23 protein-coding genes, 1 tRNA gene and 2 pseudogenes are annotated in these 26,676 nt (G+C 43.0%); 10 read left to right on the top strand and 16 right to left on the bottom strand.

Annotated elements, in window-relative coordinates; all coding sequences use genetic code 11:
• Positions 1 to 71: 71 nt before the first annotated feature.
• The 4 genes from ACED28_RS13645 to dmeF all read right to left on the bottom strand — a co-directional run bounded on the left by ACED28_RS13645 (position 72) and on the right by dmeF (position 5,083).
• A complete protein-coding gene (locus ACED28_RS13645; protein WP_371710062.1) occupies positions 72 to 1,070 on the bottom strand; it encodes a DHH family phosphoesterase in 999 nt (332 codons plus the stop codon).
• Positions 1,071 to 1,352: 282 nt separating this feature from the next.
• Positions 1,353 to 3,077, bottom strand: a complete 1,725-nt coding sequence (locus ACED28_RS13650) for a methyl-accepting chemotaxis protein (RefSeq protein ID WP_371710082.1) — start codon at positions 3,075 to 3,077, stop codon at positions 1,353 to 1,355.
• A gap of 613 nt (positions 3,078 to 3,690) precedes the next feature.
• Positions 3,691 to 4,107, bottom strand: coding sequence for a MarR family winged helix-turn-helix transcriptional regulator (locus ACED28_RS13655; protein WP_009846872.1), 417 nt, complete (start codon positions 4,105 to 4,107; stop codon positions 3,691 to 3,693).
• Entirely contained in the window at positions 4,085 to 5,083 is a 999-nt protein-coding gene (gene dmeF, locus ACED28_RS13660) for a CDF family Co(II)/Ni(II) efflux transporter DmeF (protein WP_371710063.1), read from the bottom strand. Before dmeF ends, ACED28_RS13655 begins: the two co-directional genes overlap by 23 nt.
• Before the next feature lie 373 nt (positions 5,084 to 5,456).
• Here dmeF and ACED28_RS13665 point away from each other — a divergent pair, with 373 nt between their 5' ends.
• Positions 5,457 to 6,974: an arylsulfatase gene (locus ACED28_RS13665; RefSeq protein ID WP_240798050.1), complete on the top strand. Its 1,518-nt coding sequence runs from the start codon at positions 5,457 to 5,459 to the stop codon at positions 6,972 to 6,974.
• A 67-nt stretch (positions 6,975 to 7,041) separates the two neighbouring features.
• Here the strand turns inward: ACED28_RS13665 and ACED28_RS13670 are convergent, their stop codons facing one another.
• Together ACED28_RS13670 and ACED28_RS13675 are read right to left on the bottom strand one after the other, a co-directional pair.
• Positions 7,042 to 7,956 (bottom strand): LysR family transcriptional regulator, encoded by a 915-nt coding sequence (locus ACED28_RS13670; RefSeq protein ID WP_012604073.1) that lies wholly within the window; start codon positions 7,954 to 7,956, stop codon positions 7,042 to 7,044.
• Between the two features lie 193 nt (positions 7,957 to 8,149).
• Positions 8,150 to 9,061: a LysR family transcriptional regulator gene (locus tag ACED28_RS13675; RefSeq protein WP_371710064.1), complete on the bottom strand. Its 912-nt coding sequence runs from the start codon at positions 9,059 to 9,061 to the stop codon at positions 8,150 to 8,152.
• Between the two features lie 119 nt (positions 9,062 to 9,180).
• Here ACED28_RS13675 and ACED28_RS13680 point away from each other — a divergent pair, with 119 nt between their 5' ends.
• Complete coding sequence (locus ACED28_RS13680) at positions 9,181 to 10,440, top strand: adenylosuccinate synthase (RefSeq protein ID WP_135442889.1); 1,260 nt, start codon at positions 9,181 to 9,183, stop codon at positions 10,438 to 10,440.
• Between the two features lie 107 nt (positions 10,441 to 10,547).
• Here ACED28_RS13680 and ACED28_RS13685 read toward each other — a convergent pair.
• Both ACED28_RS13685 and ACED28_RS13690 read right to left on the bottom strand, forming a co-directional pair.
• Positions 10,548 to 10,624, bottom strand: a tRNA-Val gene (locus ACED28_RS13685).
• Between the two features lie 265 nt (positions 10,625 to 10,889).
• Positions 10,890 to 11,558, bottom strand: coding sequence for a DUF2726 domain-containing protein (locus ACED28_RS13690; RefSeq protein ID WP_371710065.1), 669 nt, complete (start codon positions 11,556 to 11,558; stop codon positions 10,890 to 10,892).
• Between the two features lie 285 nt (positions 11,559 to 11,843).
• On the opposite strand from ACED28_RS13690, the gene ACED28_RS13695 reads away from it, so the two are divergent.
• Positions 11,844 to 12,029: a hypothetical protein gene (locus tag ACED28_RS13695; RefSeq protein WP_009846910.1), complete on the top strand. Its 186-nt coding sequence runs from the start codon at positions 11,844 to 11,846 to the stop codon at positions 12,027 to 12,029.
• A 210-nt stretch (positions 12,030 to 12,239) separates the two neighbouring features.
• Here the strand turns inward: ACED28_RS13695 and ACED28_RS13700 are convergent, their stop codons facing one another.
• Positions 12,240 to 14,213 carry a diguanylate cyclase domain-containing protein gene (locus tag ACED28_RS13700; protein ID WP_371710066.1) on the bottom strand — a complete coding sequence of 658 codons (1,974 nt, stop codon included), beginning with the start codon at positions 14,211 to 14,213 and terminating at the stop codon, positions 12,240 to 12,242.
• Positions 14,214 to 14,471: 258 nt separating this feature from the next.
• Here ACED28_RS13700 and ACED28_RS13705 point away from each other — a divergent pair, with 258 nt between their 5' ends.
• A complete protein-coding gene (locus ACED28_RS13705) occupies positions 14,472 to 15,578 on the top strand; it encodes a M20/M25/M40 family metallo-hydrolase (protein WP_017065539.1) in 1,107 nt (368 codons plus the stop codon).
• 155 nt (positions 15,579 to 15,733) lie between these two features.
• Here ACED28_RS13705 and ACED28_RS13710 read toward each other — a convergent pair whose 3' ends face one another.
• Both ACED28_RS13710 and ACED28_RS13715 read right to left on the bottom strand, forming a co-directional pair.
• Positions 15,734 to 16,156: a DUF3859 domain-containing protein gene (locus tag ACED28_RS13710; RefSeq protein WP_102248849.1), complete on the bottom strand. Its 423-nt coding sequence runs from the start codon at positions 16,154 to 16,156 to the stop codon at positions 15,734 to 15,736.
• A gap of 73 nt (positions 16,157 to 16,229) precedes the next feature.
• Positions 16,230 to 16,598 (bottom strand): ATP-binding protein, encoded by a 369-nt coding sequence (locus ACED28_RS13715; protein WP_012604105.1) that lies wholly within the window; start codon positions 16,596 to 16,598, stop codon positions 16,230 to 16,232.
• Positions 16,599 to 16,873: 275 nt separating this feature from the next.
• Here ACED28_RS13715 and metA point away from each other — a divergent pair, with 275 nt between their 5' ends.
• Both metA and pilW read left to right on the top strand, forming a co-directional pair.
• A complete protein-coding gene (gene metA, locus ACED28_RS13720) occupies positions 16,874 to 17,815 on the top strand; it encodes a homoserine O-succinyltransferase (RefSeq protein WP_012604106.1) in 942 nt (313 codons plus the stop codon).
• Positions 17,816 to 17,985: 170 nt separating this feature from the next.
• Entirely contained in the window at positions 17,986 to 18,735 is a 750-nt protein-coding gene (gene pilW, locus ACED28_RS13725; RefSeq protein ID WP_371710067.1) for a type IV pilus biogenesis/stability protein PilW, read from the top strand.
• Between the two features lie 89 nt (positions 18,736 to 18,824).
• Here pilW and rlmF read toward each other — a convergent pair whose 3' ends face one another.
• Positions 18,825 to 20,186, bottom strand: a complete 1,362-nt coding sequence (rlmF, locus tag ACED28_RS13730) for a 23S rRNA (adenine(1618)-N(6))-methyltransferase RlmF (RefSeq protein ID WP_371710068.1) — start codon at positions 20,184 to 20,186, stop codon at positions 18,825 to 18,827.
• 4 nt (positions 20,187 to 20,190) lie between these two features.
• A pseudogene (locus ACED28_RS13735) lies at positions 20,191 to 20,689 on the bottom strand (YgjP-like metallopeptidase domain-containing protein).
• Positions 20,690 to 20,842: 153 nt separating this feature from the next.
• Between ACED28_RS13735 and ACED28_RS13740 the strand changes: the two are divergent.
• Positions 20,843 to 21,079, top strand: coding sequence for a glutaredoxin family protein (locus ACED28_RS13740; RefSeq protein ID WP_371710069.1), 237 nt, complete (start codon positions 20,843 to 20,845; stop codon positions 21,077 to 21,079).
• Positions 21,080 to 21,167: 88 nt separating this feature from the next.
• On the opposite strand, the gene ACED28_RS13745 is transcribed toward ACED28_RS13740, so the two are convergent.
• Complete coding sequence (locus ACED28_RS13745; RefSeq protein ID WP_371710070.1) at positions 21,168 to 22,040, bottom strand: LysR family transcriptional regulator; 873 nt, start codon at positions 22,038 to 22,040, stop codon at positions 21,168 to 21,170.
• Positions 22,041 to 22,150: 110 nt separating this feature from the next.
• Between ACED28_RS13745 and ACED28_RS13750 the strand changes: the two genes are divergently transcribed.
• Both ACED28_RS13750 and ACED28_RS13755 read left to right on the top strand, forming a co-directional pair.
• The gene (locus ACED28_RS13750) at positions 22,151 to 23,350 is read left to right on the top strand and encodes an MFS transporter (protein ID WP_102248844.1); all 1,200 of its coding nucleotides are present in this window, start codon (positions 22,151 to 22,153) and stop codon (positions 23,348 to 23,350) included.
• 85 nt (positions 23,351 to 23,435) lie between these two features.
• Complete coding sequence (locus tag ACED28_RS13755) at positions 23,436 to 24,002, top strand: DUF1415 domain-containing protein (RefSeq protein ID WP_371710071.1); 567 nt, start codon at positions 23,436 to 23,438, stop codon at positions 24,000 to 24,002.
• Between the two features lie 38 nt (positions 24,003 to 24,040).
• Here the strand turns inward: ACED28_RS13755 and ACED28_RS13760 are convergent.
• Positions 24,041 to 25,110: pseudogene (locus ACED28_RS13760) on the bottom strand (diguanylate cyclase).
• 187 nt (positions 25,111 to 25,297) lie between these two features.
• On the opposite strand from ACED28_RS13760, the gene ACED28_RS13765 reads away from it, so the two are divergent.
• Entirely contained in the window at positions 25,298 to 25,873 is a 576-nt protein-coding gene (locus ACED28_RS13765) for a nucleoside triphosphate pyrophosphohydrolase family protein (protein ID WP_371710072.1), read from the top strand.
• Between the two features lie 147 nt (positions 25,874 to 26,020).
• Here ACED28_RS13765 and ACED28_RS13770 read toward each other — a convergent pair whose 3' ends face one another.
• Positions 26,021 to 26,509, bottom strand: coding sequence for a GNAT family N-acetyltransferase (locus ACED28_RS13770; protein ID WP_017109820.1), 489 nt, complete (start codon positions 26,507 to 26,509; stop codon positions 26,021 to 26,023).
• Positions 26,510 to 26,676 lie beyond the last annotated feature (167 nt).

Here is a 26,676-nt window from a genome sequence, read left to right on the forward strand (position 1 = left end):
GGTGACTTTAGACACAAAAAAAGAAGCCAAATGGCCTCTCTTTACCCTATTCACTCTCGCTACTATTTTCGTTAGCGCTCAACACTCGGCGAATAATAAGCGTCCAACAGTGAAATGAAATTCCCTCTATCAAGTTCGCTAAGTTGATTAATGCCAGCCGCTGCTTTTCTTCCTCCGCCAGTTACAAAGCTAGAGCAAATTTCATCTGCGCCTGTTCTATTGGATAGTGGTGCTCTTAGGCTAACAGTATAAGATTCGCCATCTTGGTTTTTCGTTAATACTGCTTGCGCTCGGTTTGGATCTTGATTCACGATCTCATTGCCAAATACACCGCTGATACGTCTTGCCCAAGTCTCACCGGGCAGTTCAAACACACGTGCGACTTTACTTTCATAAACAGGGGCAAGGTTTGATAGTTGCTGGCGGTCATTTTGGTAAGCAGCTCGTAGTCGATAAAACACCGAGTCTGTGTCATCAAAAAGATCAAACGGATTCGGATATTGATAAAGGGTTTGGTAGAGCTCAACTGGCGTGAAGTGCAAATCGCTCAGTGATGTACCGTAGCCGTTGTAATTAACCAAGGTACCTAGCTCTTCTAAGAACTCAATTTGTGATTGTTCGAATCCATTTTCATCAGCTAACTGTGCGGCCACTACTTTTAAATTATCACCAAAGGCCGCCGCGATTGCCCAAGCTACGTGTGCACCATTTAGCTTCCGGTTAATCAATAAACTCGTGCAACTCTCTGCCGAGGTGTCTATCAGAGTGTCTAAATGCTCAGAGGTTGGCACGTCCCCTGTTCGATGGTGATCGCAGTAAAACACATCGATGTTGGCATCTAACAGTGAGTGCAATGCTGGCAGGTTCTTCTCCATCGACACATCAAGAACGGTAACGGAAGAGACATCATTTGGAGTGCCCGGATCTATGATTTGACTGGCAACTTGAGAAACCAACTTAATATCACGCTTTACACCGGTGACGAGCACGCTTTTTCTCGGTTCACTTAATCGCAGTTGTAACAACGCGATGATGCCGTCTGCGTCTCCATTGAATACGTCGTAGTGCATGCTATTCCTCTTCCGTAAGATTTAACGTTTATTTGAAACGCGCCAAAGATATGGCTCACGTCAATGCGTTCGTTCATCGTTAGTCTGTCATTATTTTAGTTTTATTCCACAGATACTTAAGTCTATTTTGTAATGCCTTATTCTTATTTCTATCGATTCAGGCACTTGCCTATCCTTCAGGTATAAAAAAGGCGCGAATAATTCACGCCTTTGTTTTCTATGAACTCACGTCTTTGGTTTCAAATGATTCACATATTTGGTTTATAACTTGCTCTAGAAATCTTATGACGTCTTGAACTGCGCTACCGCTTGATCCATATCGTTCGCTTGCTCGGCTACTTTATCGACTTCGACCAAGCAATGCTGCGCCGAAGCGTTGTTATCATTCGAGATGGTATTCAACTCAGTAATTGAGTCACTCACTTGTGTCATTACGGCACCCTGCTCTTCAATCGCTGAAGCAATACGTTCTGAGTTGCCTTGAATGCTTTCCATATCACTCAAAATCAGTTGCAAGCTTGCATCCAGTTCTTCTGAATCTTTAAGTGTCAGCTGGCCTTGTTGGTTACACTCGCCAATCTCTGTCATAGAAGCATTCATTTGGCTCTGGATTGCAGTGACTACACTGGTGATTTCAGTGGTTGATTGGTGCGTTCTGCTTGCTAACGCTCGGACTTCATCCGCAACAACGGCAAAGCCACGACCTTGCTCACCAGCACGAGCGGCTTCAATGGCTGCGTTCAGTGCCAATAAATTAGTCTGTTCCGCAATACCTTGGATAATGTTAACGGCACTACCAATTTGATCGACATGGTGATTCAAAGAACTAATCGAATCTTGGCTACTTGAAAGGCGTTCAGACAACTGGGTAATGTTATTGATGGTATCAACCACCACTTCACGACCTTTATCGGCATTCACTTTCGCTTGATGAACGCCTTCAGCGGCAACCGATGTACTTTCTGATATTTCCCCAATAGTCAGTACCATCTCTTGCACTGAAGTTGTCATTGTTGAGGTGTGATTTGCTTGAACTTCAAACTGTTTGATGACCGATTCAAGCTCGTCATGCATGCTCGACGTACTTTGTGTCAACTGATGCGACTTAGATTGAGACGTTGCTATCAACCCTTCAAGCTGATCTAGCAGTTGATTGAAGTATTCGCCTAGCTTACCGAGTTCGTCTTTGCCATTCTCCGTCGCACGAATAGACACGTCGTTCGAGTCGACAATATTACGGATCACAGTAAGTAGAGATTCAATCTTACCGATGATTGAACGTACGATTAACCAGCTGAATAGAATGATCGCCACTAACAGTGTGACGCAAAGGGTGTTGTTGATCAGCGATAGTTTATCCATCTCTTGCTGTGCCTGTTGATCTAACACGGCCGAGAATTCTTTGAATTGAGTCTCGATAACGTGCGAACCTGTGCGCGCTTGCCCTAGTAACCCTTCGTTATGTTTTAACCCTATCACTCGTTTCTGATCTACGACTTGACGAGCTGCTTCTATCAAAGCAGCTGAGCCACCCGCATTAGAAGTAATAGACAGAACACTTGGGTCGAACTCACCCTTCTCGATCAGATCATTGAAGAGATACAGCTCAATTTTTTGTTCAGCACTCGCGGTGGCACTGATGTTATCGAGTACAGCATGAAATTCCCCTAACAAGCCTTTGTCTCGTGCTAGTCCATACACTTGGCTGGCTTTAACAAGGTTAACAAAGCTTGTGTGGTACGTTTCGATATCTTCACGCAAATGCGTACTGTTGGCCAAACCCAGATCATTCAGCACAGCATTAAGCCCAGATTCAGACGCTAAGAATTTTTTGTAATTTACGTCGAACTTGTCGAGGTATTTCAGATCACTGCGAAGTAAGAAATCTTTCTCGTTACGACGAAGGTTGAGCAGTCGCACTTCAAGTTCTTTGGTAATTTGTTTGGCTTCGCTCATTTTAGCGGTGGTGTCCGCAAATTGAGAGGTGGTAAACAACAATGAAATCATGCCGAAGATGGAGAACACCCCCAACGAATAGAGCTTTTTCTTTATATTCATATACATGGCTCGTCTTTACTAAATTAACTATAAGTATCTAATTGATCGCATCAAAGCATGGATATACGGCTAGTGCGATCGAGTTATTGTTATGATTTTTTATCAGTAATGGGGTTGAGTTTTTGCAGCGGCCCTGCCCGCCAGTAGTGACATCATCAATACATTCAAACAAAGAAGACCCAACCCATTAACGACAGATCAATCAATAACACATTTTCGCTACATGTACATTAATAGAATTATAAAACTGAGAGACAGATATTTGACGGGGTATAAATAGCTGAACGCCTTACTATTAAGGCTTTGAATTAAAACAGCTTGGGCAATTATTGATCTGACGGCTGTGAATGACATTTTTTTGGCTCATCAGCGGAGCAAGAACGAAGAGCAATATTGGGAGGTTTTGACTTGTTTTTGAAACGGTGAGTCCATCGATTAGTGATTGTATAGTCGAGAGAAAACGGCGAAAAAATGGACCTACTCAATTCGAGTCAGGTCCATTTTTAGATTTCTTAATCAATTGCTTTGCAGCTAATAAGTTAGGGTTCGAACTTAAGGCTGACTAAAACGCTTTTACCATCTTAGATAGGCACTTTAGTAATACCGCTTTCTCATCTTCTTCGATGTCTTGCGTTAATTCATTAACTAGGTTCAAGTGAAGCTGATTGTGGTGAACGTGAATCTTCTGTCCTTCATCAGTTAATGCAACCACGATTGCACGACGGTCCGTTGGGTGTTCATGGCGTTCAATCAATTCGGCTTTAACCAGCTTTTCGATTTGAACGGTCAATGTACCCGTGGTGATGCCCAGCTTTTCAGCGAGCTCTTTCATTCTTAACGCGCCATGCATACCAAGTACTTCAATAGTGTGTACTTGAGCCAGGGAGTAACCCGTCTCTTTGACTACAGACTGTTCCCACGAAGACATTTTATCGTAGAACTCAGTCAGTATTTGGTTAAGCTGTTCTATATTTCGCATGGTCGTTTGAATGCACTTCAAGAGTAAGATGATTAATCTTATCAAACTTGGAGAGCATTTGTTTATATTCAGACACGGTTTTATCACTGTTTGATTCAAGAGTAATTGCTGCTGAATAGTGATGCCCACTCACCTTCCACATATGGAAATCGGTGACCGACGCATAAGGCGTTAAGGTTTCGGTCACTGAGTCGCGATAATCTTGGTGGATATTCTCATCAAGCAGGATTGGACTGGTTTGTTTCATAAGGTTCATCGTCCACTTAGCAATCACAAATGCGCCAACCATTCCCATTGCTGCATCTAACCAGTTCCAACCGTAAAACTTACCAAACAGCAGCGCAACAATGGCCAACAGTGAAGTCAACGTATCCGCCAACACATGCATGTAGGCTGCGCGTAGGTTATGGTCATGATGGTGCTCACCATGCTTATGATTATGGTCGCTGTCGTGATCATGGCTATGTGAATGACCGTGATTCTTACTATGATTGTTACTATGATCGTGGCCATGCTCGTGTCCGTGATCATGATGGTGATCGCCGAGTAAAAACATACTCACCACATTCACAGTTAAACCAATACAGGCAACGATGATCGCTTCATTGAACTGAATCGCTTGTGGGTTAAATAAACGATGCACTGATTCCACCAGCATCAATAATGACACAATACCCAATGCAATCGCGCTGGTGTAGCCCCCTAACACGCTGACTTTGCCAGTACCAAACGAGAAACGTTCACTCTCGGTATGTTTCTTCGCATATCGGTATGCAAATAAGGTGATACCAAACGCTGCAGCATGCGTTCCCATGTGCCAACCATCGGCAAGCAATGCCATTGAACCATAAATGGTACCCGCAACGATTTCGACAACCATGGTAACGACGGTCAATAACAGGACATAGAACGTGCGTTTCTCACCTTGACTGTTATGTGAAGAAAAGTTGTGTTGGTGACGTGTTGGAAAACTCAAAATGGCGTCCTTAGCTGATGTTTGCGGTTAGATGATCGTTGTTAATAAAAGCCCTTTGATTGACAAGTAATTAGACAATCAAAGCAATTGGTTGAAATTTAGTTTGATCATCAAACTTTGTCAACGGCGAATTTGATTTTCGAAATGGGACGAAAATGAATAAGGCTCACTTAATCAAGAAATAAACTCTGGGCAGGTCTCTGATTTTGAGTAAAACACTAGCCCTAATCACGGCTCCACTATTCCTCTAAGTAACTAGAATTCATACCCAGTAGTCCTCTGAGTTAATACAAAATTGGTATTTTCTTTCTAAACAAATAGAAACTAAAGAAAGGACATTACCTTGACTAAATTAACCAAAACCGTGTTAGCAATGAGCGCACTCAGCGTTGCTCAAGGCGTCGCTGCGGCAGACCAACCGAACATTCTTGCTATCTGGGCAGATGATCTTGGTTACTACAACACTAGTGCATACAACCGTGGAATGATGGGCTACGAAACGCCTAACATCGACCGTATTGCTAACGAGGGTGCTATTTTTACGGATATGTACGCACAACAATCTTGTACGGCTGGCCGTGCTTCGTTCGTGACTGGGCAACACCCTTTCCGTACCGGCCTACTTACCATCGGTATGCCAGGTTCTTCGCATGGTATTCCTGACTGGGCTCCTACCATTGGTGATGCTCTTAAAGAAGAAGGCTACGCGACTGCGCAATTCGGTAAAAATCACTTAGGCGATCAAGACAAACACCTTCCTACAAACCATGGTTTTGATGAGTTCTTTGGTAACCTTTACCACTTAAACGCGGAAGAAGAGCCTGAAACCTACTTTTACCCAAAAGACCCAGAATTCAGAAAGAACTACGGGCCTCGCGGCGTTATCAAAGCAACCTCTGATGGCAAAATCGAAGATACGGGTCCACTGACTCGTGCTCGTATGGAAAACATCGATGAGGACTTTACCGAAACGGCTATCACGTTCATGGAGAAATCTGTAAAAGAAGATAAGCCGTTCTTTATCTGGTACAACTCGACTCGTATGCACGTTTGGACTCGTCTGAACGAGCATTACAGCGGCATTTCAGGTCAAGGCATCTACGCTGATGGTATGGCTCAATTAGACGACAACGTCGGCGCGTTGCTTGATACTCTTGAACGCTTAGAAGTTGCAGACAACACGATTGTTATCCTTTCTACCGATAACGGTGCAGAAAAGTTTACATGGCCTGACGGCGGTACATCTCCTTTCCACGGTGAGAAAGGCACAACTTACGAAGGCGGCATGCGTGTTCCACAAATCGTGAAATGGCCTGGTGTAATCGAACCTGGCTCTGCGGTTAATGCGCTAATGTCTCAAGAAGACTGGTTACCGACACTAGCGGCAGCTGCCGGTAATGACTCTATCGTTGAAGACCTTAAAGAAGGTGTTTCTCTAAATAATACAGATTGGCGTGTTCACTTAGATGGCTCGAACTTTATGCCATATTTTGAAGGAGAGGCTGAAAAGTCACCCCGTGAAACTATCTTCTACTTCTCTGCAAACGGTGACTTCAATGCGCTTCGTTGGAACGATTGGAAAGCAAGCTTCGCTATGATGGAAGGCACAATGCAATCGGCTATCCGTCAAGCTCCTGCTTGGGCTTCAATTACAAACCTACGTATGGACCCGTTTGAAACCGCAGCGAAAGAATCTGGCATGTACACTCGTTGGATGGTAGACAACATGTGGTTATTCGTACCAATGTCTCAAGAAGTGATTAAGTTCATGGGCTCTCTAAACGATTACCCAATGCAACAAGGCCAAGGCTTCAGTGCCGCAGAGATCAATTACAACACGCTAAAAATGCAAAAGTTAATTCAGCAGATGCAAGCACAAAACGCGAAATAGCGGAGTAAGGGTTAAACAGCGGAGCAACAGCTAGATAACCCGGTTACTAACCACTAAAGATAACTGACTAATTAAAGCCCCACTGGGGCTTTTTTTGTGAGGCATCAACAATCTTTTTTCTAAACCATGAATGCGCCATATCTGCATTACGACTCTTGTGCCACACCAGATATTCAGTACCAAGATCCGATTCAAACGGTAAAGGCGACAGCTTAAAATCATCCAGCAAGCCATACCTTTCAAGTATCGATTTCTGACTAATACAAAGCCAATCCGTCCCTCTTACCATATCAAGCATTTCAAATGGGCCAGGCGCCTTTCGTGCAACCTTTCTACTTTTCGCATACTTACTGGTTTTGGTTAACGGCGATTCTTTGGTATCCCACATACTATGAAGAACATGCTTCTCTTCAAGGTATTCTTCCAACGTAATCTCGTTCCCTAATCTAGGGTGGTTTTTATCATAAGCAACCACCATAGGTTCGTTAGAGAGCTGAATACATTCCATTGCCGGATCGTTGATAGGCGTATGGACTATACACAAATCATATCGGTGTTGGCGAAGGTCTAGAATGATGTCTGCGGTATAGTAAGGGTCAATATGAAGACCGATATCTGGCGTCTCCGCATAGAGGATATCGGATACACGCTTCATCAATGAATAAGTTGCCCCACTAATACAAGCGACATTAAACGACCTTTCAATTTTTGTTGGGTCGAACTTTCGCTTACTCGGGAAAGTCGATTCAAAGGCGTCGTAGGCCTGTTTTATCTGAGGGTAGATGTCATAACAAAAACTGCTCGGTCTATAACCTTCCTTTGTTTTCACAAACAACGGATCATCATAGGTTTCTTTTAGTCGGTTAAGCGCCTTACTAATTGCGGGTTGAGTAACGCCAAAACGTTTCGCGGTATTCGAGATAGAGAGCTCTTCCATCATGACAACAAAATACGGGATCAGACTAAAATCAGTGTTTTTCATGTTCTATTTACCAAACTAGCGTACTAAATTAACTTTCATATCATTGAATTGTACCGTATCAACCAAGCACTTCATTAGCGACCCTTTTATTTTGGGAAGTCACCTACGAATTAACATGCTAGAAACGATGATTAACAGAACACAAAAAGCCCAGACTTGGCAGGCTCAGGTAACTCAAAGTCAGTGATGGCGTTTATTTGTTTTGTAACAGAGTAATCTCATCATTCACCCAGCCTAATAACTGCTTGGTCGCTTTAGACAAGACTTGGTTCTGCCTCACGATATAGCCAAGGCTGGTGCTAGAGAAATTGGTCAATGGCGTAACCTTTGAATTCAAATGCTGCTTAGTGGATATCGCAAACTCAGGAATGATGGCCACTCCAAACCCAGCTTCTGCCCAGTCGATTTGAGCATCGACACTCCCTACTTCCATGACTCTATGATTGGGTAGATTAAGGCTTGGTAAACCTTCATCAATGAAGTCACGGGTTCTCGTATCGTGGCCAAGTAGAATCAAGGTGAGTTCTGTCTCTATATCGTCATCTTTAACCTCGTTTCCTGTCTTGCTATCAGAGTATTGCATGTCGAAGCCATCGCCTAACGCACACCATGAAAGCTCTTGAAGCTTTGTGAAATACAACGACTCATTGTGTTGTTCTTTGGCAATAACGAAGCCAAGATCCGCCTGAGCATTCTTAACTAAACTCGATGCTTGAGATGACGTGGTATTCAACAACGTAAGGTCGATTCCCGGATACTGCGCTTTGAACTTCTGGAACTGACGAATCAGCAAGAATCGAGAGATGATGTCGCTCACGGCAATAGTTAACGTCCCTATTTTGAGATCGTTAATCGCATTGAGATCGGCCTGACAAATCTGAAGTTCGAGTAACGTTCTTTGACTTGTCTCTAGTAACCTTTCACCTGCTTGAGTCAGTTGAAACGGACTTCGCTCTATCAACTTGATGCGTGTTTGTTGTTCCAGTTGTTTTAGGTGCAAACTCACATTAGGTTGTGTCATATGCAGTGCGTTGGCTGCTTTTCCGAAATGCTTATATTCCGCTAGCGTCACAAACGTCTTCAACAAATTAATATCGAGCATCATATCCCTCCCAGGTTTTTTACATGATATATGAAATCCTTATCAAGATAATAAAGATAATTAATTTCTCTTATCCACTTTGTAGGCCTAACATGATTTCTCAATCAGTCAGGAGAAAAATTATGCCATCTATTGTTGTTGTAGGCGCAAACTGGGGCGACGAAGGCAAAGGCCGTATCGTTGATTTTTTAGCAGACCAAGCTTCTGCTAGCATTCGCTTTCAAGGCGGAAACAATGCCGGCCATACCGTAGTAAACGACTTCGGTACATTCAAACTGCATCAACTGCCTAGTGGTATATTTAATCCTGATTGTACGGCGGTTCTTGGCCCTGGCATGGTGATCAGCCCAGCTGCGTTAACTGAAGAAATTGCTGAAGTACAAGCGGCTGGTATCAAAGTTAAAATGGCAATTTCAGACCGTGCGACACTTTGTCTGCCTTTACACGCGCTGGAAGATACGCTTGAAGAAGAGCGTTTAGGCGATGGCGCTTATGGTTCAACACGTCAAGGTATTGCACCAGCGTACGGCGATCGTGTGATGAAGAAAGGCATTCTTGTCGGTTGGTTGAATCAACCTGAAATTTTAGAGCAACGCATTCAATTTTTACTTGATTGGAAGATGCCTCAACTTAAAGCGCTATACCCTAAATGTGACTTCACTCAGACTGCTTCTGAAATGACGGAATGGCTACTTGAAGTGACTAAAGCTTGGCGCCCATTCATTTGCAACGTAACTGAGCCGCTTAAAGCACTGCAATCGCAAGACGCGAACTTACTGTTCGAAGCTCAGTTAGGTGCAGGTCGCGACCTTGTTTACGGTGAATATCCTTGGACGACATCTTCAAATGTAACCGCTGCATACGCAGGCATCGGTAGTGGTTTACCTGCCCTTCGCCCTGAGCGCGTTATTGCTGTGGCTAAATCGTTCAGCTCATCTGTAGGTACTGGTACGCTAGTGACTGCAATGGAAGAGCAAGATAGCTTCCGCGAAAGCTCTAACGAATACGGCGCAACAACAGGCCGCCCACGTGATATGGGTTACTTCGATGCGGTAGCAACTCGCAACGGTGTTGACCTGCAAGCTGCAACGGAAATCGCACTGACTAAGATTGATTGCCTGTCTGGTTTGTCTGAACTTAAGATCTGTACCGCTTACTCTGGTGAGCACACTGAAAACCCGATTTGGCCACAAACGGCTGAACTAAAGCCTGTATATGAAGATATGGCTGGCTGGGATGAAGACATCACTGGCTGCCGCACGTTTGAGAGCCTTCCTCAAGCAGCACAAGATTACGTTACGCGTATCGAAGAGTTGATGGGCGTGCCAATCGTAATGGTATCGGTAGGTCCAGAGCGCGAACAAATGATCATTCGAGGTTAGAGCTCTACTCAAGTCTTTCAGCTAAAGCGGTTGTTTAGCTGAAAGACGACAGGCACAAAAAAGCCCACACTAGGTGGGCTTTTTTGCTTGTTCATAAAGAACGAATTTGGTGCCCGCTACTGGACTCGAACCAGTGACACCTTGCATGTCATGCAAGTACTCTAACCAACTGAGCTAAGCGGGCAATGCTTTGAAGCTTAACTAACCTCTTTATTAAGTGGCTAACGCTTCAGAACGAGATGGATAATAGCGAGTGATTTGGATGCGTGCAAGGATAAATTTGCACAAAACTGTTCGTTTGCTTTTAAAAACAACAATCAGAATAAATTTTAAACACAAAGCAGATCAATGGCTTGAACTAGATCACATTTAAGTTCAACTTCGATGATTACCTACACCAGCATGCTTCGTGTCTTTTATCCCTTTACTGAGCACTTCGGCGCAAGGTATTAGTTAGAATCTTCGTCCATGTCGAACACGACGTTGTAGTTCTCGGTATAAGTACAGTTAGGTTGACGACTACAAGTAAAGAAACGTCGGCCTTTATAATCGCCATGGCTTGCGAGTTTGATGAGCATAGGGCTGCTACATTTCTTACAGAATCGAACTTCTTTAGATGGCTCAATCAAATCGATGTGTGCTGCCAGTAACCTCTTCAAACGGCTCACTTGATAACTGTGCTTAATTGAAGCGCCAATAAGTGGAAGGCCAGCCGATTTACAAACGTGCATCAATAGCTTCTCGCGATCAACCTTTCCTTTATTCAGCTCTTTTCCATTGTCCAATTCGATGATTACGCGTGGCTCTAACGTTCGCGGGTCGCACACTACAAAGTCAAAATAACTGCGTGAGATTTTGTTGTTCGCAATAAACCAATTCTTTTTATTGTTCGCCTTAGCGGGGACAACAATGTTAGACATGCTCACTTTAGCAAATACTTCCCCATGGTTACCCACTGCGGATTTGAGTGCGTTATAGAAGGTCGCTTGTTGCGCCGACATTAACGAACCTTTCTTTTGATAAGCATGATCTTTGGTGTCATCATTTTTTACTAGATAGTTTTGAATAAAGTAAAAGAACACAACCAGAACAATTACAACGATAAAAATATTAGTCATTTTCCAACACAATCACATTTGTATAGGGATTAAGGAGTGGTTAGCGTATGTAGAAAAGCGTCACGTGGCAAGCAAAAGAAGCAGAGCTGCGAATTGGAATCATGACCTTTGAACGCTTTAATCGTCAGAGGCGGTCTCTTTATCGGCTTCGACAGTTCAAGACGCACACCTCCTATTTAATAATCAAATCATCAATTACACATTAAATTGATTTAGATCAAATCGCACCAACTTGTGACCAATTAGCATGAAAAACGTTAGGCAAATGTTAACAAGGAAATTACTATGGAACTCAAACAAGACCCAAGATGTTATACCGATGTGTGTGTCGATGGTAAGTGGTTCCATTATGACCACTGTGGCACTCAAGCTTATATGCTAAAAGGTGGCGCTTCAGCAGTCATTGAACTCGCTCGTGAACCAGCAACAGAGAGTGAATTAGTTGAAATGTTAGAAAGTATCGCTAAGTAATACTCTTAATAGATAATATAAAAACTAAGCGAATAGGAGTTGATAACACCCTTACTCGCTTAGTTGCTTAGTTGAATGGTTGCTTTAGGTTCTTTTACTTGATTAAATTTAAACGCTTCTGCCTAAGGGGAATGATTCAGATGAGGCTGCCAAGTATTTAAATTACAGGTTCATTTAAGCTGTATTTTTCGCACTAAGCTGTATTTTTCGCTAAGCAATGACCACCTGGTTGCGCCCTGATTGTTTTGCTTGATATAAAGCGTCATCTGCTGATTTCAAATGCTGTTTGTAGGTACTGCTATTTAATTCTTGATACGTTAAATGAATGGTCGCACCAATTGATGTAGTTAACGCTAACGGACCGGAATACGTTTCTATCGTTTGATCAGCGATTGTTTGCCTTATCATTTCCAACTGTTCGTCTGGGTCTTGAGTGCCAGCAAGCAGTAAAACGAATTCTTCCCCACCCCATCGAGCCAACACATCGTTTGTTGATAGCGCTCGCTCTATACGCTTAGCAACCTCTACCAAAACTTGGTCCCCAATATCATGTCCGTATGTATCATTGACTCGTTTAAATTGATCTAAGTCCAAAATAGCAAGCGTATACCCGAACGGCGACAAACGGTATGGCATTGGCTGAGTTAACAATTGTTCCAGGTAGCGTCTATTGAATAAACCTGTCAACTCACATCTCGTCGATTGCGTAACCAACTCTTTGTTGGTCTTATGCATAGTGCATAACCTTACCAGAAGTACAGCAAAGCTTATGATGACCATAACACCGAGTACGACAACAATGCGGTCTTTTAAGCTCTGTTTATCTAGCGTCATCTCTGCGAGCTCTTTTTCTGCATTAAGCAGTTCATTCTCTTTCGCTAATGAAGCCGTAGCAAAGTCTTGTTCTAATAAAAAGATATCACTCTGACGCTTTTCAAATAACAGCGCTTTGTTGCCCTTGTAATAAAGCTTGAAATACCGAAGTCCAATTTCACTGTTGCCTTTAGATTCATAGTATTCTGCAAGCGCTTTGAAACCAAGCACCTTCCAACTACGGCTGCCAACAATATCAAACATCGTAGACGAACGTTTTAGATCAAAGAAAACAAAGTTATCTTGGTTCAAACCGATATTTGCTAAAGCTCTGTTTAAGTAACACTGACCCAGTTGGAGTGTGTACTTTGCAACACCCGGGTAACCAATACATTGGTTTGTTACTTTCCTTGCTAACTCAAAGTTTTTTTCTGCTAGCAGTACTTCACTCTGAGCTTTTAGAAGAAGGATTTTGTACCTTTCACTTACGCTATCATCATTAAATTTGGTGGCACTTTTATAAGCCTCTCGACCTTTTACTAAGTCGCCACTGCGTAGATAAGCAAATGATTCATTAACATATAACACACCGATGGTTGAACCATCGCGTAGTCCACTTTTGATATAGAGTTTTTTGGCCTGTTCGATAAGTTTGAGTGCTTTCGGCCAATCTTCCAGATAGATATAAAGCAATGCCATATTCGACATCAACTTACTGTTATAGATATGCCGTGGGTATTTCTTGCCAAGATTTAAGCCCTTATGAAAAAAATACTGAGCTTCGGAAAATTTATTTTGGATGTTTTTGATCGACCCCACAGTGTTGTAGGCTTTTATCAACAGTTCTTCATACTGGATTGATTCAGCGATACTTATTGCTGCTTTAACTTGAGATTCAGCCTCTACTAATTCACCTTGACTCATCTGCTCAATCGCTAGTTCAACTAAAGATTGCGCCTTTAACCACCCCATATCTTCACGCTGTGCTAATGCCTTGATCTGTCGTGTGTATTCAGACACAGCCTGTTTATCGAGATCATGCTGTGCGAGATTCGATAAAATCATTAGTTCATAACCACGATAGATGGCTTTATGTTGCGTAGGGCTCGTTGCTTTTAAGGTTTCAAGCTTTTGGGAGGCAAGCTTTTGGGAGGCAAGCTTTGGATCACCGCGAGACACATTAAGGATTTCAATGAGTTCAGCGCCATATTGAGTCGCTGATAACTCTTTTTCGGGACTGTACGCGCCTGGGGTTTCTGGTCGAATAGTCTGTAAATCGTCGTCATAAGTTGGATAGAGTAAATACAATCCTAGTACAACACTGATCAGTACGACGAGAAAAAATGAGCCTAACACTCTGTTGTTATTCATTTATAAGTGCCATTACTGATTGCATACCAATTTAATCGACGGTTACCTTAAGCGGTTTCACATTGTACCCGACACATATGGATATTTAAATCCTGCACATGGGTCGATCCGCGTAGTATTTTTCTCATAAATTAGAATAATCAGATAATTTTCTTGATTTAACTCAGGCAATGATTCTGTAAAAAGGCGTTATAGTTATTTTCCTGTTCCAGCCTCCGTGACTTCTTTAGAAACAACGGAGCAAAATGAGAATTAACAATGACCCAAATTAATGAACAACGTCTCGTAGAACATTTCTGCGATCTAGTGAAAATTGATAGTGAATCTCGTAACGAAAAAGCGATTGCTGAAGCTTTGGCTGAGCAACTCGGTGAACTGGGTTTTGAAGTTCACAAACTGGCGGTTCCTGAAGAAGTGTCTAACGGTTTCAACATCTACGCTCGTCTAGATGGCACTCTTCCAGGTAGCACAGTGTTCAGCTGCCACATGGACACAGTAACGCCAGGTATCGGCATTGAGCCAATCATCGAAGACGGTATCATCCGTTCAAAAGGCAACACAATTCTCGGTGGCGACGACAAGTCTGGTATCGCAGCTATCATGGAAGCGGTTCGTTGCATCAAAGCTGAAGGCCAAGAGCACAAAACTATCGAGATTGCGTTTACTGTATTCGAAGAAGGCGGTCTGTTCGGCTCTTTGAACTTCGATATGTCTTACATTCAGTCTGAGCACGCTATCGTACTAGATACAGGCGGCCCAATTGGCACTATCGTCAATGCAGCACCTGGCCAACAGAAGATTGTTGCTAACATCAAAGGTCGCCCTGCTCACGCGGGTTTAGCGCCAGAAGAAGGCATCAGTGCCATTCAAGTTGCAGCAGACGCGATCACTAAGATGAATCTACTTCGTATCGATGAAGAAACTACGGCAAACGTCGGTATTGTTGAAGGTGGTCAAGCGACTAACATCGTAATGCCAGAGCTTAAAGTCGTGGCTGAAGCTCGCTCTCTAAACGGAGAAAAGCTAACAGCTCAAGTTGAGCACATGATCTCTACATTCCAAGAGAGTGCAAAACAGTTCGGTGCTGAAGTAGAAATCGAGTCGACTCGTGCTTACGATGCATTCGTTATCGCAGACGATCACCCACACATTCTTTCTATCAAATCCGCATTCGAGAAGCTTGGCGTAACAGCGAACACTAAACGCACTGGCGGCGGTAGCGATGCAAACAACTTCAACGCGAAAGGCCTAACAACAGTTAACCTTTCTACTGGTATGGCGAAAGTTCACACCACTGAAGAGTACATTGCAGTGAAAGACATGGTCGCAATCACTGAGTTTGTTGTGGCTTACGTGACTCAATAGTCTTACTGGTTAACTAGCCGGCCTTATTTGTTAACAAGCCTATCTTAGTCGTTGACGAAATAGAAAATGCCATCTAGTTAACGTCAAAAAGCCGAGTTCACATGTAACGTGTGACTCGGCTTTTTTGTTGTATTAATTTAGACAGAAGTTCTAATCTAAAACCCCCTACGCTTCCAAAACTGCCCTTCATCTTTCGCTACAAGGTCGAATGTCTTATCAGCAATGATGTTGCCTTTTAGCTCGACCGTCATACGCCATTTACCTAGTTTGTTGGATATAGGAGCCCAGATAGTATCGCCTAAGTAAAAATCCCAGTCATTGTTGCCGACATGCTCTTCACCATCGAACGGTTCGAGCACTTCACCCGTGTCGGTGGTGATGTTCGGGTGATAGATGCAGTAACGGATTTTTTCACCTTTGGCTTTTTTGATATTCAAGATATAGCCAAATTCCACGTCGATTTCAGCATCAACGGTAGTGGTGAACTCTTGGATTTTTGGAAGATCTTTAGATTTGGAATCCCACGTTGTATAGATGCCATAAGATGTCATGTCGACCACAACAGAGCGCTTTGCCATTTCAATCGTTACCTTGGAGTTGTTCTATTAATTAATTCTATTTGCCACTCACCCAAGCTGGATAAGCACGAGGCTATTCTTGCCAATCTTTTGCCATACGCTTAATCACTGACGGTTCGATGTCGTGAATGCTGCCATATTGCTCTCGGCACACTTCTATAACCAAATCCGCTTCGTATTTAAGTGCGAGTTGGCGGTAAGCCTTCATTTCCCACTGCTTAATAAAGGTATTCGACACTACAACGTCTAACCCTTGCTTCAAGCCGTCTTCTGCAGTGTTCTGACACCACTCATGCGCTTGCTGCAACTGCCTTGGGTCAAAATTATAGTCGCCTTGCTCATTCACGTAATACATATCCGCTTCGACATGCAATGCATCGTAGGTTTTTGCTTTTGTTGACTTGCCGGAACCGGGCAACCCTCGAATGAGTATTAACTTCATCTGTCACTTTACAGGCTAATTTTAAAACATGAGTTTATCTTAAATAGTGACGAGTTTCTCTGATAACTGCCGTTGCTCAACATCCGAAAACCGAGTCCTTATACTCGACTCAGATAATCACTGAATACAATGCGACTCCCCTCGACGTCGGTGAATGACTTCTGAAAGCAAACACAAATAATTTACAACTATCCATTTTGTATATCGACAAGCGTATCAAACTACTATAGATTTAGATGTATAGACGTCTACATATCTAGCTTAGGGAGAAAGCTTTGCCTATTCGCATTCCAGACCAATTGCCAGCATCTGATGTTCTTCGTGAAGAAAACATCTTTATTATGCCGTTATCAAGAGCATCGACACAGGAAATTCGTCCACTTCGAGTCTTGATCCTCAACCTAATGCCAAAGAAGATTGAAACTGAAACTCAATTCTTGCGCCTACTATCCAACAGCCCATTGCAAGTCGATGTAGAGCTGTTGCGTATTGATGACCGACCAAGTAAAAACACGCCGACAGAACACCTTGATAACTTCTACCGTCAATTTGAAATGGTCAAAGGGAGAAACTTTGATGGATTGATCATCACAGGTGCGCCACTTGGCTTGGTTCAATTTGAAGACGTTATCTACTGGGATCATCTAAAAACCATCATGGAATGGGCAAACAAGCATGTGACCTCAACCTTGTATGTGTGTTGGGCAGCTCAAGCTGGCTTAAAGCTCTTGTATGATTTGCCAAAACGAACTCGTAAAGATAAGCTTTCTGGAGTTTACAACCACGAGATACATAACCCGTACCACCCAATCTTACGTGGCTTCGACGATACCTTCTTGGCACCGCACTCTCGCTATGCTGATTTCTCTCAGGAATACTTAGCCGAGCATACCGACCTTGATGTTCTTGCGACTTCTGATGTGGCGGGCGTATATCTAGCGGCAACCAAAGATAAGCGAAACGTGTTTGTAACCGGTCACCCTGAATACGATGCGCATACACTTCACAACGAATACATTCGTGATTTGGGTGAAGGCATGGAGCCTGTGATACCAATCAACTACTACCCGAACAACAATCCAGACAACAAGCCTGTAGCAAGTTGGCGTAGTCATGGACACTTATTGTTTTCAAACTGGCTTAACTACTGCGTTTACCAACAAACACCTTACGATCTGGATCACTTCAGCGAAGACAACTTCACCAAGGACGACTAAGTTCTTTCTTTCGATTCACAAGCACATAAAGCCGTGCTCCATAGGTTGTTGATAAAACACCAAATGGGAGACGGCTTTTTTTATGGTGTTTGAGTCGCATTCCATAATCGACATAACACTTAAGTGTGTTCGATTTCATATCATAGGTTTGTGTTCAAAAGGAGCTGCACATGCCTAACAAGTCGCTATTACCAAAATCCACTCTGTTCTCTCAACTCACGCTACTCGCCTCTCTTTCTTTGGTAGGTTGTGTTTCTGTAACCGAAGGTCCACCAAAAATGGCAAGTGATCCAATTGCGATGTCTCAATCACGTATTGAATTGGGTTTGGGTTACATGGGACAAGGTAATATGGTCAAGGCACGTGAAAATCTAGAGCTCGCTATCAAACACGCTCCTAGCTATTACCGCGCCCAACTTTCGATGGCACATTATTACGAGCAAGTTGGCGAAGTAGATGAAGCAAGAACCACTTACCGCAAAGCACTCAGTCTAGATTCAAGAAACGGCAATGTATTGAATAACTACGGTACGTTCTTGTGTAAACAAGGCGAATACGAGCAAGCTGATAAATATTTCAATCGCGCTATTGACCAACCCTACTACTACCTTGTCTCTGCAAGTTATGAGAATGCGGCATTCTGCGCGTTTAAGGCTGGTAATACCGACCAAGCAAAATACTACTTCACACGAGCGATTGACCACGATCCAAATCGCGTAAAATCGATACTACAGCTATCAACAATTGAAGTGAGTGACGCCGATTACAACGACGCTAGGCTTCGTTTATTCAAATTCCACCAGCGTTATGGCTACCAAATTCCATCGCTTAAAATCTTGGTCGATCTCGAAAACAAAGCAGGTAACAGTGCTCTAGAGAAGAAATATCAGAGTAAGTTAGATGAGTTACTTTCTGCTTAGCGCATATGAAAAACACAAAAAACGGGCTTGTTGCGTTAACAACAAGCCCGTACGTAATTTCAACTTAATGTCTTAACACAGTGCTGCCGCTATTTTAGCGCGATCCACTCTTGTCTTTGCTCGTCGTCCATAAAGGTCCATGCGATAAAGCGACTCACCTTCTGGCCTTGCGACATCTCAACCACTTTTACTTGTTTAGCTCTTAGCTTACCCAGCTCTGAACGAACCATATCGACGTTATCTTTCTTAGAAATCAATGTCGTAAACCACAATACTTGAGTAGCAAAAAGTTGGCTCTCTCTCGCCATTTTCATAATGAAAGCAGCTTCGCCACCAGGACACCAAAGTTCAGATTTTTGGCCACCAAAGTTTAAAGTTGGTTTCTCTTGCTTAATCGATTTGTCTTGCTTGGCTGGCTTCTTATTCGTTTCTGGCTTGAACGACTGACCGGCTTTCTTAGCACGGTTTGCCGCTAGGTTATCCAGTTTACGTTGTGATCCCTTTTCCGCCTCTTCTAGAGAACTATGGAATGGAGGGTTACAAATAGTGACATCGTAACGTTCATTATCCTTAATCACGCCTTTAAAGATAGATTCAGAGTCCGCTTGTAGGCGAGCTCGGATCTTACCTTTTAGATTAGGGTTACTTTCAGCAATGAAGTTCGCTGTTTTGATGGAGACTGAATCGACATCCGTACCCGTACAGCGCCATTTATACTCTGTCGCGCCAATGATTGGGTAAATACAGTTTGCACCAACACCGATATCTAATGCTTTCACAGAGGCGTGGTTATAAGGCTCACCTTGTCCATCGCTGTTTAGGATGTCTGCCACTCTGTGGATATAATCTGCACGGCCAGGAATTGGTGGGCACAAGTAGCCAGCAGGAATATCCCAATGCTTAACGCCATAGTGATGCGCCAGTAAAGCCTTGTTAAGTAGCTTAACAGCCAATGGATCAGAGAAATTAACGGTGTCTTCGCCCACCGGGTTCTTGATCAGGTGTTCTTTTAGCTCTGGCAACGCTGCAACCAATAACTCAAAGTCGTATCGACCTGTGTGTTGGTTTCTTGGGTGTAATCCACCTTGAGGCTTCGCTGCCGAACGTCTTTTCTGTGCTGCATTCTTGTTAAATGCAGTTTTATTGAAAGACGCCTTATTCGATGGCCCTTTATTCGCGCCCGGCTTACCTTTGCTATCTTTTGCAAAAGGTCGCTTTGCTTTGTTGTTACTAGCGCCTTTTGAAACTGTACTCTTTCGGTTTTTATCCGATGTGTTCTTTGAAGAAATACGCTTGTCGCTGCTTGGTTTACCTGCACTTGGCTTAACATCACCTTGCTTGCGGTTACCTTGCGTACTGTTACCTTCGTTAGCTTGGTTATCTTTTGTTTTTGCTGCGGAGGTACTGTTTTTCGACAGGCTTAGCGTCGTTCTATTTTGTGATTGGCTCATTGGGCTACTTCTTTAAATCTAAATACATCATGAATAAACGGGCATCTAACTCAAGTTGATGATATTCCGGTTCCATGTGACAGCATAGTTGGTAAAAGGCTTTGTCGTGCTCTTTCTCTTTGATGTGCGCCAGTTCGTGTACCACCAACATTCTCAGCAAAGGTTCTGGCGCATTTTTAAAAACACTGGCGATACGAATCTCATTCTTCGATTTGATCTTTCCACCGTGATTCTTCGCGACGTAAGAGTGCAGACCTAATGCATTATTAATTAGGTGTATCTTGCCGTCATAAATCACTTTACTGATCGGTGGTGTTTTTTTTCATATAACGATTTTTAATCTCAATCGCATAGTCAAACAGGGCTTTCTCACTTTTTATTTCATGATTCTTTGGGTAGCGAGCTTCGAACCACGGCACCAACTTTCCCGATTCAACTAGTTGAGTTACCGGGTCGAGAATGTGCTTCGGGTAGCCTTGGATATAGCGTAAAGAAGGATGCATGCTGAAAGACCGTACAAGTTACACCACGACAATACGTTGTGGTCTTGAAAATTGAGCCGCATAGTGTAACTGATCACACTTTTCTAATCACCTAGGATTCGTTACACTTTAGCGAGATTCACCAAGAGCTAGACTCAAAAAGAGATTATAAAAATGAAACGTGTTGTATTGTACGTCGCAGACAAATGCCCGCACTGTAAAGATGCACAGCGCTATTTGGATTCAAAGAAAATTGTTTACCGCCTAACGAATGCAAAGATGCAGCGTGGCCGTAAAGAGTTGCAAGCGATGGGGGCTCGCTCTATCCCCGTACTTAAAATCGGCGACCAGGTGATGGTCGGCTGGAATCAGAAGAACTTCGATAAGATGTATAACTCAAAGAGTAACTAAGTGCTCTAAGCCAGTAATACTTCTATAAAATAAAGCCCGAATGTCCAATCTAGGATACTCGGGCTTTGTTGTTCTATACCATTCTAAATCACACGTAGCGCTTAACGAAATCAATAAAGGTTCGGTCTGCCTTCGACAAGTACCCTTCCTTTCTCCAAGCCAAAGATAGATTGAGTTTTACAGGATCTTTAAATGGCACCCCCACAACGTCTTCTTCGTATTCTGTGACCAAACTCAGCAGCGCAGTAATGGCAAACTCTCGTTTTACTATAGAAAGAATCATTGGCAATAAGTTGGTTTCGAATGCGATGGTCATGTCTAGGTTGTATTTTTTACACGTTGCATCGATAAAGTCACGGTGGAAATAACCCGACTTGAACATGATCAGTTCTTGAGCGAAAAACTCTTCAAAGGTAATGAATGGTTGTGACGCTAATGGGTGTTCTTTACCAACAACAGCTAGCATCTCAGAACTCAACAAGTGATCGGTTTCGAGATCATCTGGGACATTTTCATGATTGATAACCCCGATATCCAGTTCGCCGTTTAACAGCATTTCACGAATCGAAGCGGTACCAGCATCTATAAGCGTCAGTTTTAGGTTTGGGTATTGGCTTTTAAAGGCCATCACCACCTGTGGGAAAAAGTAACTGCCCATCATGCTTGGAGCGCCTAATCGAACCTCGCCTTTTTCTAGTCCCTTTAGCTCATTCATTGCGAGTTGAGCATCATCAAACTGCTGGGCGATTCGCTTTGCATGCTCAAACAGTACCTTTCCCTCTTCCGTTAAGGTGACGGGTTTATCTCCTCGACGAAATAGAATCAACTCAAGCGTCTGTTCTAATTTTTTAATGGAGATACTCAATGCAGGCTGTGCGATATGCAGCGCTTTTGCAGCCTGGGTAAAATTACCAAACTGAGCAACGGCCAGAAAATGTCGAAGAGGTTTTGATTCAAGCATGGCGATATATTTAATATATAGAGGTGATATTTTTAATATATTTCTTTAATCACACTTGTGCTGATAACTTGTTCACAAATAGCTTACTTACTCGCGCAGGCACAACGTAAATGTTTGATAAAGGCAGTCCTCAATACAAACGCATCACCCAATCATTGGCGATTGGTTCATTTATCATTTTCTGTAACCTTTACCTCTTTCAGCCTATCTTGCCGCACATGGCGGAGCACTTCCAAGTATCTGAAACTCAGATCAACTGGCTGTTTGCCGCGACAACACTTGGGCTTTCCATCAGCTTGGTGCCTTGGGCAATCGCTTCTGAAACCTTTGGTCGAAAACCTATTATCCTATTCAGTCTGTTCGCTATTCCTTTGATTGGATTGAGCATGGTGTTCACAACCACTCTACTGCAACTTGTTATTGCCAGAGCATTAATGGGAATCGCAGTCGCTGCTTTTGCAGGCGTGGCGGTTGCCTATATGGTCGAAGAGTTATCACCCAAAGCATTTGCAGTCGCGATCGGTGGTTATATTGCAGCCAACTCATTGGGTGGAATTTTCGGACGTGTATTGGGTGGCTTGATTACGGATTATTTTGACTGGCACGCAACGGTTTTGTTTTTCGTGGTCGGCTCCTTAATCGGCGCTCTCTATATTGCGTATAGTCTGCCTGACCAACAAAACTTCAAACCTCAAAAAGGGTTGTTCTTTCATCATAACCGCTCGGTTGTGATGCACTTAAGAAACCGTACCTTGTGGCTCGCGATGTTGATTGGTGGCGCTAACTTCGCGCTATTCGTTAACCTGTATTCAGTAATGGGCTTTAGGTTGGTATCCGAACCTCACTCAGTGCCTGTGGGCTTAGCTTCACTGATATTCCTATGTTACTTGGCCGGTACGGTAAGCTCTAAGCTCTCCAACAAATGGACACTTCGCTTTGATCCGTTAAACGGTATATTGATGGGCGTGTGTATTAGCTTAATCGGAATGTTGGTTTCTGCCGTCGACAAAGTCCCATTCATGTTAGCTGGGTTGTTATTGATCAGTGGCGGAGCTTTTTTCGCCCATACCCTAGCCTATTCTTGGGTAAGTCAAAAAGCATCGAGCGCGAAAGCGACAGCAACCGCACTTTACTTAGTTCACTATTACATAGGCGGGAGCTTGGGTGGTTTCTTACTCTTATATTGCTGGCAGTTGTTCGGTTGGAATGGTGTTATCGCCGGTGGGTCTATCTTTTATGTCGCGATATTTGCATGGGTCTACCAGTTAAAACAACTTCAAGTGTCAGCCTCTAAACTCGCACAAGCATAAGTACAACCGAGGTTGTAACTCAATTATTGCTTTTGATTAACGTCCGTTCTGATATCCTACGCAAAATTTCATTTCGGAACCTGTTATGTCGAACACTCAAAGCTCAGATCTTCAAACCATCCATGACCAAGTAAAACAGTGGTTAGACGATGTCGTTATTGGCCTAAACCTGTGTCCATTTGCAGCTAAGCCACAACGTAATAAACAGATTAAGATCTTTGTGAGTGAAGCCAAAACGGAAGAAGCGTTACTAGAAGACATCATGACGCATTTCGTAGAGTTAGATAACACGCCAGTCCCAGAATTAGAGACGACGTTGGTGGTTGTGCCTAACATGCTGCAAGATTTCTTCGACTACAACATGTTCATTGATTGGATTGAGGCCTTGATCAAGCAAGAAGATTGGGAAGGCGTTTATCAAGTGGCAACCTTCCACCCAGACTATTGCTTTGGTGGTGCGGCTCCAGAAGACGATGAAAATCTTACTAACCGCTCTCCGTATCCGGTTTACCATTTGATTCGTGAAGCGAGTATGGAAAAAGTGTTGAAGCACTACCCCAACCCTGAAGCGATTCCTGATACCAACATCGCGAGAGTTGAATCTTTAACACCCGAAGAGCGTCGTAAGTTGTTCCCTTATCTATTCAGTTAAGAACTAACCTTTGAGCTTTAAGAGCTGACAGCTTCAACTTACGAGTCTGAGTGTTCTTGATGATATGGGCGAGATATAAACTGATCTCGTCCATTTTGTTTAGCAATGTACAGGCATTCATCGGCAACTTTGATTAGCGAGTCTAATGCCGACATTCTCTCCCCTTTGCTATCTCCAGTACTCAACTCAAAATGACACGCACCGATTGATATGGTGATAGGCTTACTATCTAGTGTGATTTTCTTCATTTCTTGTAAAAGAGTCATGAACTTATCTTCAACACCACTTGGTGTACTATTTGGATACCAAAGAATGAACTCTTCACCACCAAAACGCGCCACAAACTCTCCATCTTGAATATTATTGCGCAGAACGTTTGCCACTTTCTTTAAAACAACGTCACCCATTTGGTGACCGTAAGTGTCATTAACGACCTTAAAGAAATCGATGTCTACGACGGCTAGTGTCCCTTTACCTAGAGAGCCTTTTAACTGCTCCACTTCTGCATTCAACGTTTTGAACAAGCAACGTCGATTCGGCAAGTGTGTAAGAGGATCGTACAAAGCTTGATATTCAAGTTTTTCATTTAACTCTGTCAGTTTACGTTCTTGCTGTCTTCTCACGAGTTCCACTTCAATCCATGACGCCATTAACCGCATAACGTCGATATCGAACTCTTTAAACTCGCGATGATAGGGAGCTGGGCTTGAAAAGTTTAAGGTGCCATAAAGCTCATCATTGACGAAAATCGGGATACCAATATAAGACTCTAGCCCAAAAGATTGGTAGGCAGGATGTGTCGCATACTTATCATGTTTACCGCAATGCTCAATACAAATAGGGCCAACAGATTTGCACGTAATCTCACAATAGGTCGAACTATAGTCGAAGATATCGCCACTATGAGCTCAACCCCTTCAGGTGTGACAGAGTGTTCAACTAAGTAAGTATTACCCTCGACTTTCGATAAGATACCAATATCAAGGTTGAAGCGTTCAAGCCCCATGATAAGCAGCTGAGCGATCTGAATATCGAACCCTTTTCGGTAATCATTGGTGATTTGATACAAACGACGTATAACAACTTCACTTTCATTAGCTTGGTGCATAACTGTGATCCTACGACGGAGAACTGATTGGCAATATTACGTGTGGCCTACTGTAAATTATATATTAATCAATTAGTTTTTATGCAAGATACCTCATTAAACCAATGAATAAAAGTCGACTTTGCGTTAGCACCCTATTCCCAGCTTTGGTAAAATACCCCATTAACGAAACAGAATGGATAGGAAAATGAACCTTTCTCAACTAAGCCAAGAAATCTACGATCACCTTTACCGCGACATTGAAGAGTTCCGCAGTACTTTTGATCTGCCTGTTGCTGCTCCTGAAACAATGGACGAAAAAGGCGATACGCTACACACCTCTCTAGCGATCGAAGAACTGACAGAACTTGCAGAAGCTGACTCTAAAATCGAACAAGCGGACGCTATTGTAGACAGCGTTTATGTTTTGATGGGACGTTTGGTTCACCTTGGCCAAGCTAAAGTAGAAGATAACCTAGCAATCAGCTACCTGATCGACCTACTGTTAAATGTTTCTAAAAACCGCTCAATTGACTTCTTACCTTGCTGGGACGAAGTACACTCAAGTAACATGAGTAAAGTATGTCGTAACGAAACAGAATACGCAGAAACAGAAGCTTTCTATGCTAAGCAGAACCTCAAGCTGATGGCGGTTCAAAAAGGCGAATACATCATCGCTAAGTGTGCGGAAGATTTCGTATCTGAAGGCAAGACAGTTCGCCAAGGTAAAGTACTAAAATCAGTACACTACCGCCCTGCGAACCTTGAGCCTCTAACGGCTTAACACTGGTTATCTAAACCGTTCAGCGCACCAAAATAGCAAACGCCACGTTTAAATAACGTGGCGTTTTATTATCTGTTAGTGATTTCAAACTGTGTGTAAATTGTAGCTGTGTGCTAATTACAGTCGAGTGTTAATTGTAGCTAAATACTATACCAGTCGTGCCATGTGATAAGCCGCCACATATTCGCCATTTCTGAAAGCGAATCCTGCGGACTCCCCTTCAATCACAAAACCAAACTTCTTATACAAGCTGATCGCTCTTTCGTTATCGGTATAGACCGTTAGTTCAAGTCGTTTGATGTTAATCCAGTTATCACACAAGTCGATTGCGGTCGCGAGCAGTTGGCTACCGACACCTTTGCCTAATACATCATCTTTAACCCCCATACCGAATGAAGCAACATGACGCCTTCTTGGGTTTACACACACTTCCATTCCCAAATTACCAACAATCTCATCATCGATCATCGCGACATACGAGTACACGTTGTCAGGCATATTTGAGATTCGTTTCTGCCAGCTTTCCAGAGATGGATTTGGGAGTTGCAGCGTACCGGTATAAGCGTTTGTGCATTCGTAAACTTCTTTGATTCCCTTTGCATCTGACGGTTCAGACCGTCTCACTATAATACTCATCGCAACTCCTACTATTTTCATCGCTAAATATGAAACACATCCTTAATGTGCACCTAGACACACTATCAAATAGTAAATATTTAACAATAGGTTAGATGAAATTGTTTTGATTAAATCTTAGATAGAGTTGAGATATAGGTGTACTTAAAAGAATGCAGCTCACTCGA

The sequence above is a fragment of the Vibrio sp. 1F253 genome (assembly GCF_041439295.1).
Taxonomy (GTDB): Bacteria; Pseudomonadota; Gammaproteobacteria; order Enterobacterales; family Vibrionaceae; genus Vibrio; species Vibrio tasmaniensis_A.

Excerpts from the sequence above, each read along its gene's own strand:
- ACED28_RS13645 (WP_371710062.1), bottom strand. The coding sequence starts at position 1,070 with ATGCACTACGACGTATTCAATGGAGACGCAGACGGCATCATCGCGTTG.
- ACED28_RS13650 (WP_371710082.1), bottom strand. The coding sequence starts at position 3,077 with ATGATTTCATTGTTGTTTACCACCTCTCAATTTGCGGACACCACCGCT.
- ACED28_RS13655 (WP_009846872.1), bottom strand. The coding sequence starts at position 4,107 with ATGCGAAATATAGAACAGCTTAACCAAATACTGACTGAGTTCTACGAT.
- ACED28_RS13665 (WP_240798050.1), top strand. The coding sequence starts at position 5,457 with ATGAGCGCACTCAGCGTTGCTCAAGGCGTCGCTGCGGCAGACCAACCG.
- ACED28_RS13670 (WP_012604073.1), bottom strand. The coding sequence starts at position 7,956 with ATGAAAAACACTGATTTTAGTCTGATCCCGTATTTTGTTGTCATGATG.
- ACED28_RS13675 (WP_371710064.1), bottom strand. The coding sequence starts at position 9,061 with ATGATGCTCGATATTAATTTGTTGAAGACGTTTGTGACGCTAGCGGAA.
- ACED28_RS13680 (WP_135442889.1), top strand. The coding sequence starts at position 9,181 with ATGCCATCTATTGTTGTTGTAGGCGCAAACTGGGGCGACGAAGGCAAA.
- ACED28_RS13690 (WP_371710065.1), bottom strand. The coding sequence starts at position 11,558 with ATGACTAATATTTTTATCGTTGTAATTGTTCTGGTTGTGTTCTTTTAC.
- ACED28_RS13695 (WP_009846910.1), top strand. The coding sequence starts at position 11,844 with ATGGAACTCAAACAAGACCCAAGATGTTATACCGATGTGTGTGTCGAT.
- ACED28_RS13700 (WP_371710066.1), bottom strand. The coding sequence starts at position 14,213 with ATGAATAACAACAGAGTGTTAGGCTCATTTTTTCTCGTCGTACTGATC.
- ACED28_RS13705 (WP_017065539.1), top strand. The coding sequence starts at position 14,472 with ATGACCCAAATTAATGAACAACGTCTCGTAGAACATTTCTGCGATCTA.
- ACED28_RS13710 (WP_102248849.1), bottom strand. The coding sequence starts at position 16,156 with ATGGCAAAGCGCTCTGTTGTGGTCGACATGACATCTTATGGCATCTAT.
- ACED28_RS13715 (WP_012604105.1), bottom strand. The coding sequence starts at position 16,598 with ATGAAGTTAATACTCATTCGAGGGTTGCCCGGTTCCGGCAAGTCAACA.
- pilW (WP_371710067.1), top strand. The coding sequence starts at position 17,986 with ATGCCTAACAAGTCGCTATTACCAAAATCCACTCTGTTCTCTCAACTC.
- rlmF (WP_371710068.1), bottom strand. The coding sequence starts at position 20,186 with ATGAGCCAATCACAAAATAGAACGACGCTAAGCCTGTCGAAAAACAGT.
- ACED28_RS13740 (WP_371710069.1), top strand. The coding sequence starts at position 20,843 with ATGAAACGTGTTGTATTGTACGTCGCAGACAAATGCCCGCACTGTAAA.
- ACED28_RS13745 (WP_371710070.1), bottom strand. The coding sequence starts at position 22,040 with ATGCTTGAATCAAAACCTCTTCGACATTTTCTGGCCGTTGCTCAGTTT.
- ACED28_RS13750 (WP_102248844.1), top strand. The coding sequence starts at position 22,151 with ATGTTTGATAAAGGCAGTCCTCAATACAAACGCATCACCCAATCATTG.
- ACED28_RS13755 (WP_371710071.1), top strand. The coding sequence starts at position 23,436 with ATGTCGAACACTCAAAGCTCAGATCTTCAAACCATCCATGACCAAGTA.
- ACED28_RS13765 (WP_371710072.1), top strand. The coding sequence starts at position 25,298 with ATGAACCTTTCTCAACTAAGCCAAGAAATCTACGATCACCTTTACCGC.
- ACED28_RS13770 (WP_017109820.1), bottom strand. The coding sequence starts at position 26,509 with ATGAGTATTATAGTGAGACGGTCTGAACCGTCAGATGCAAAGGGAATC.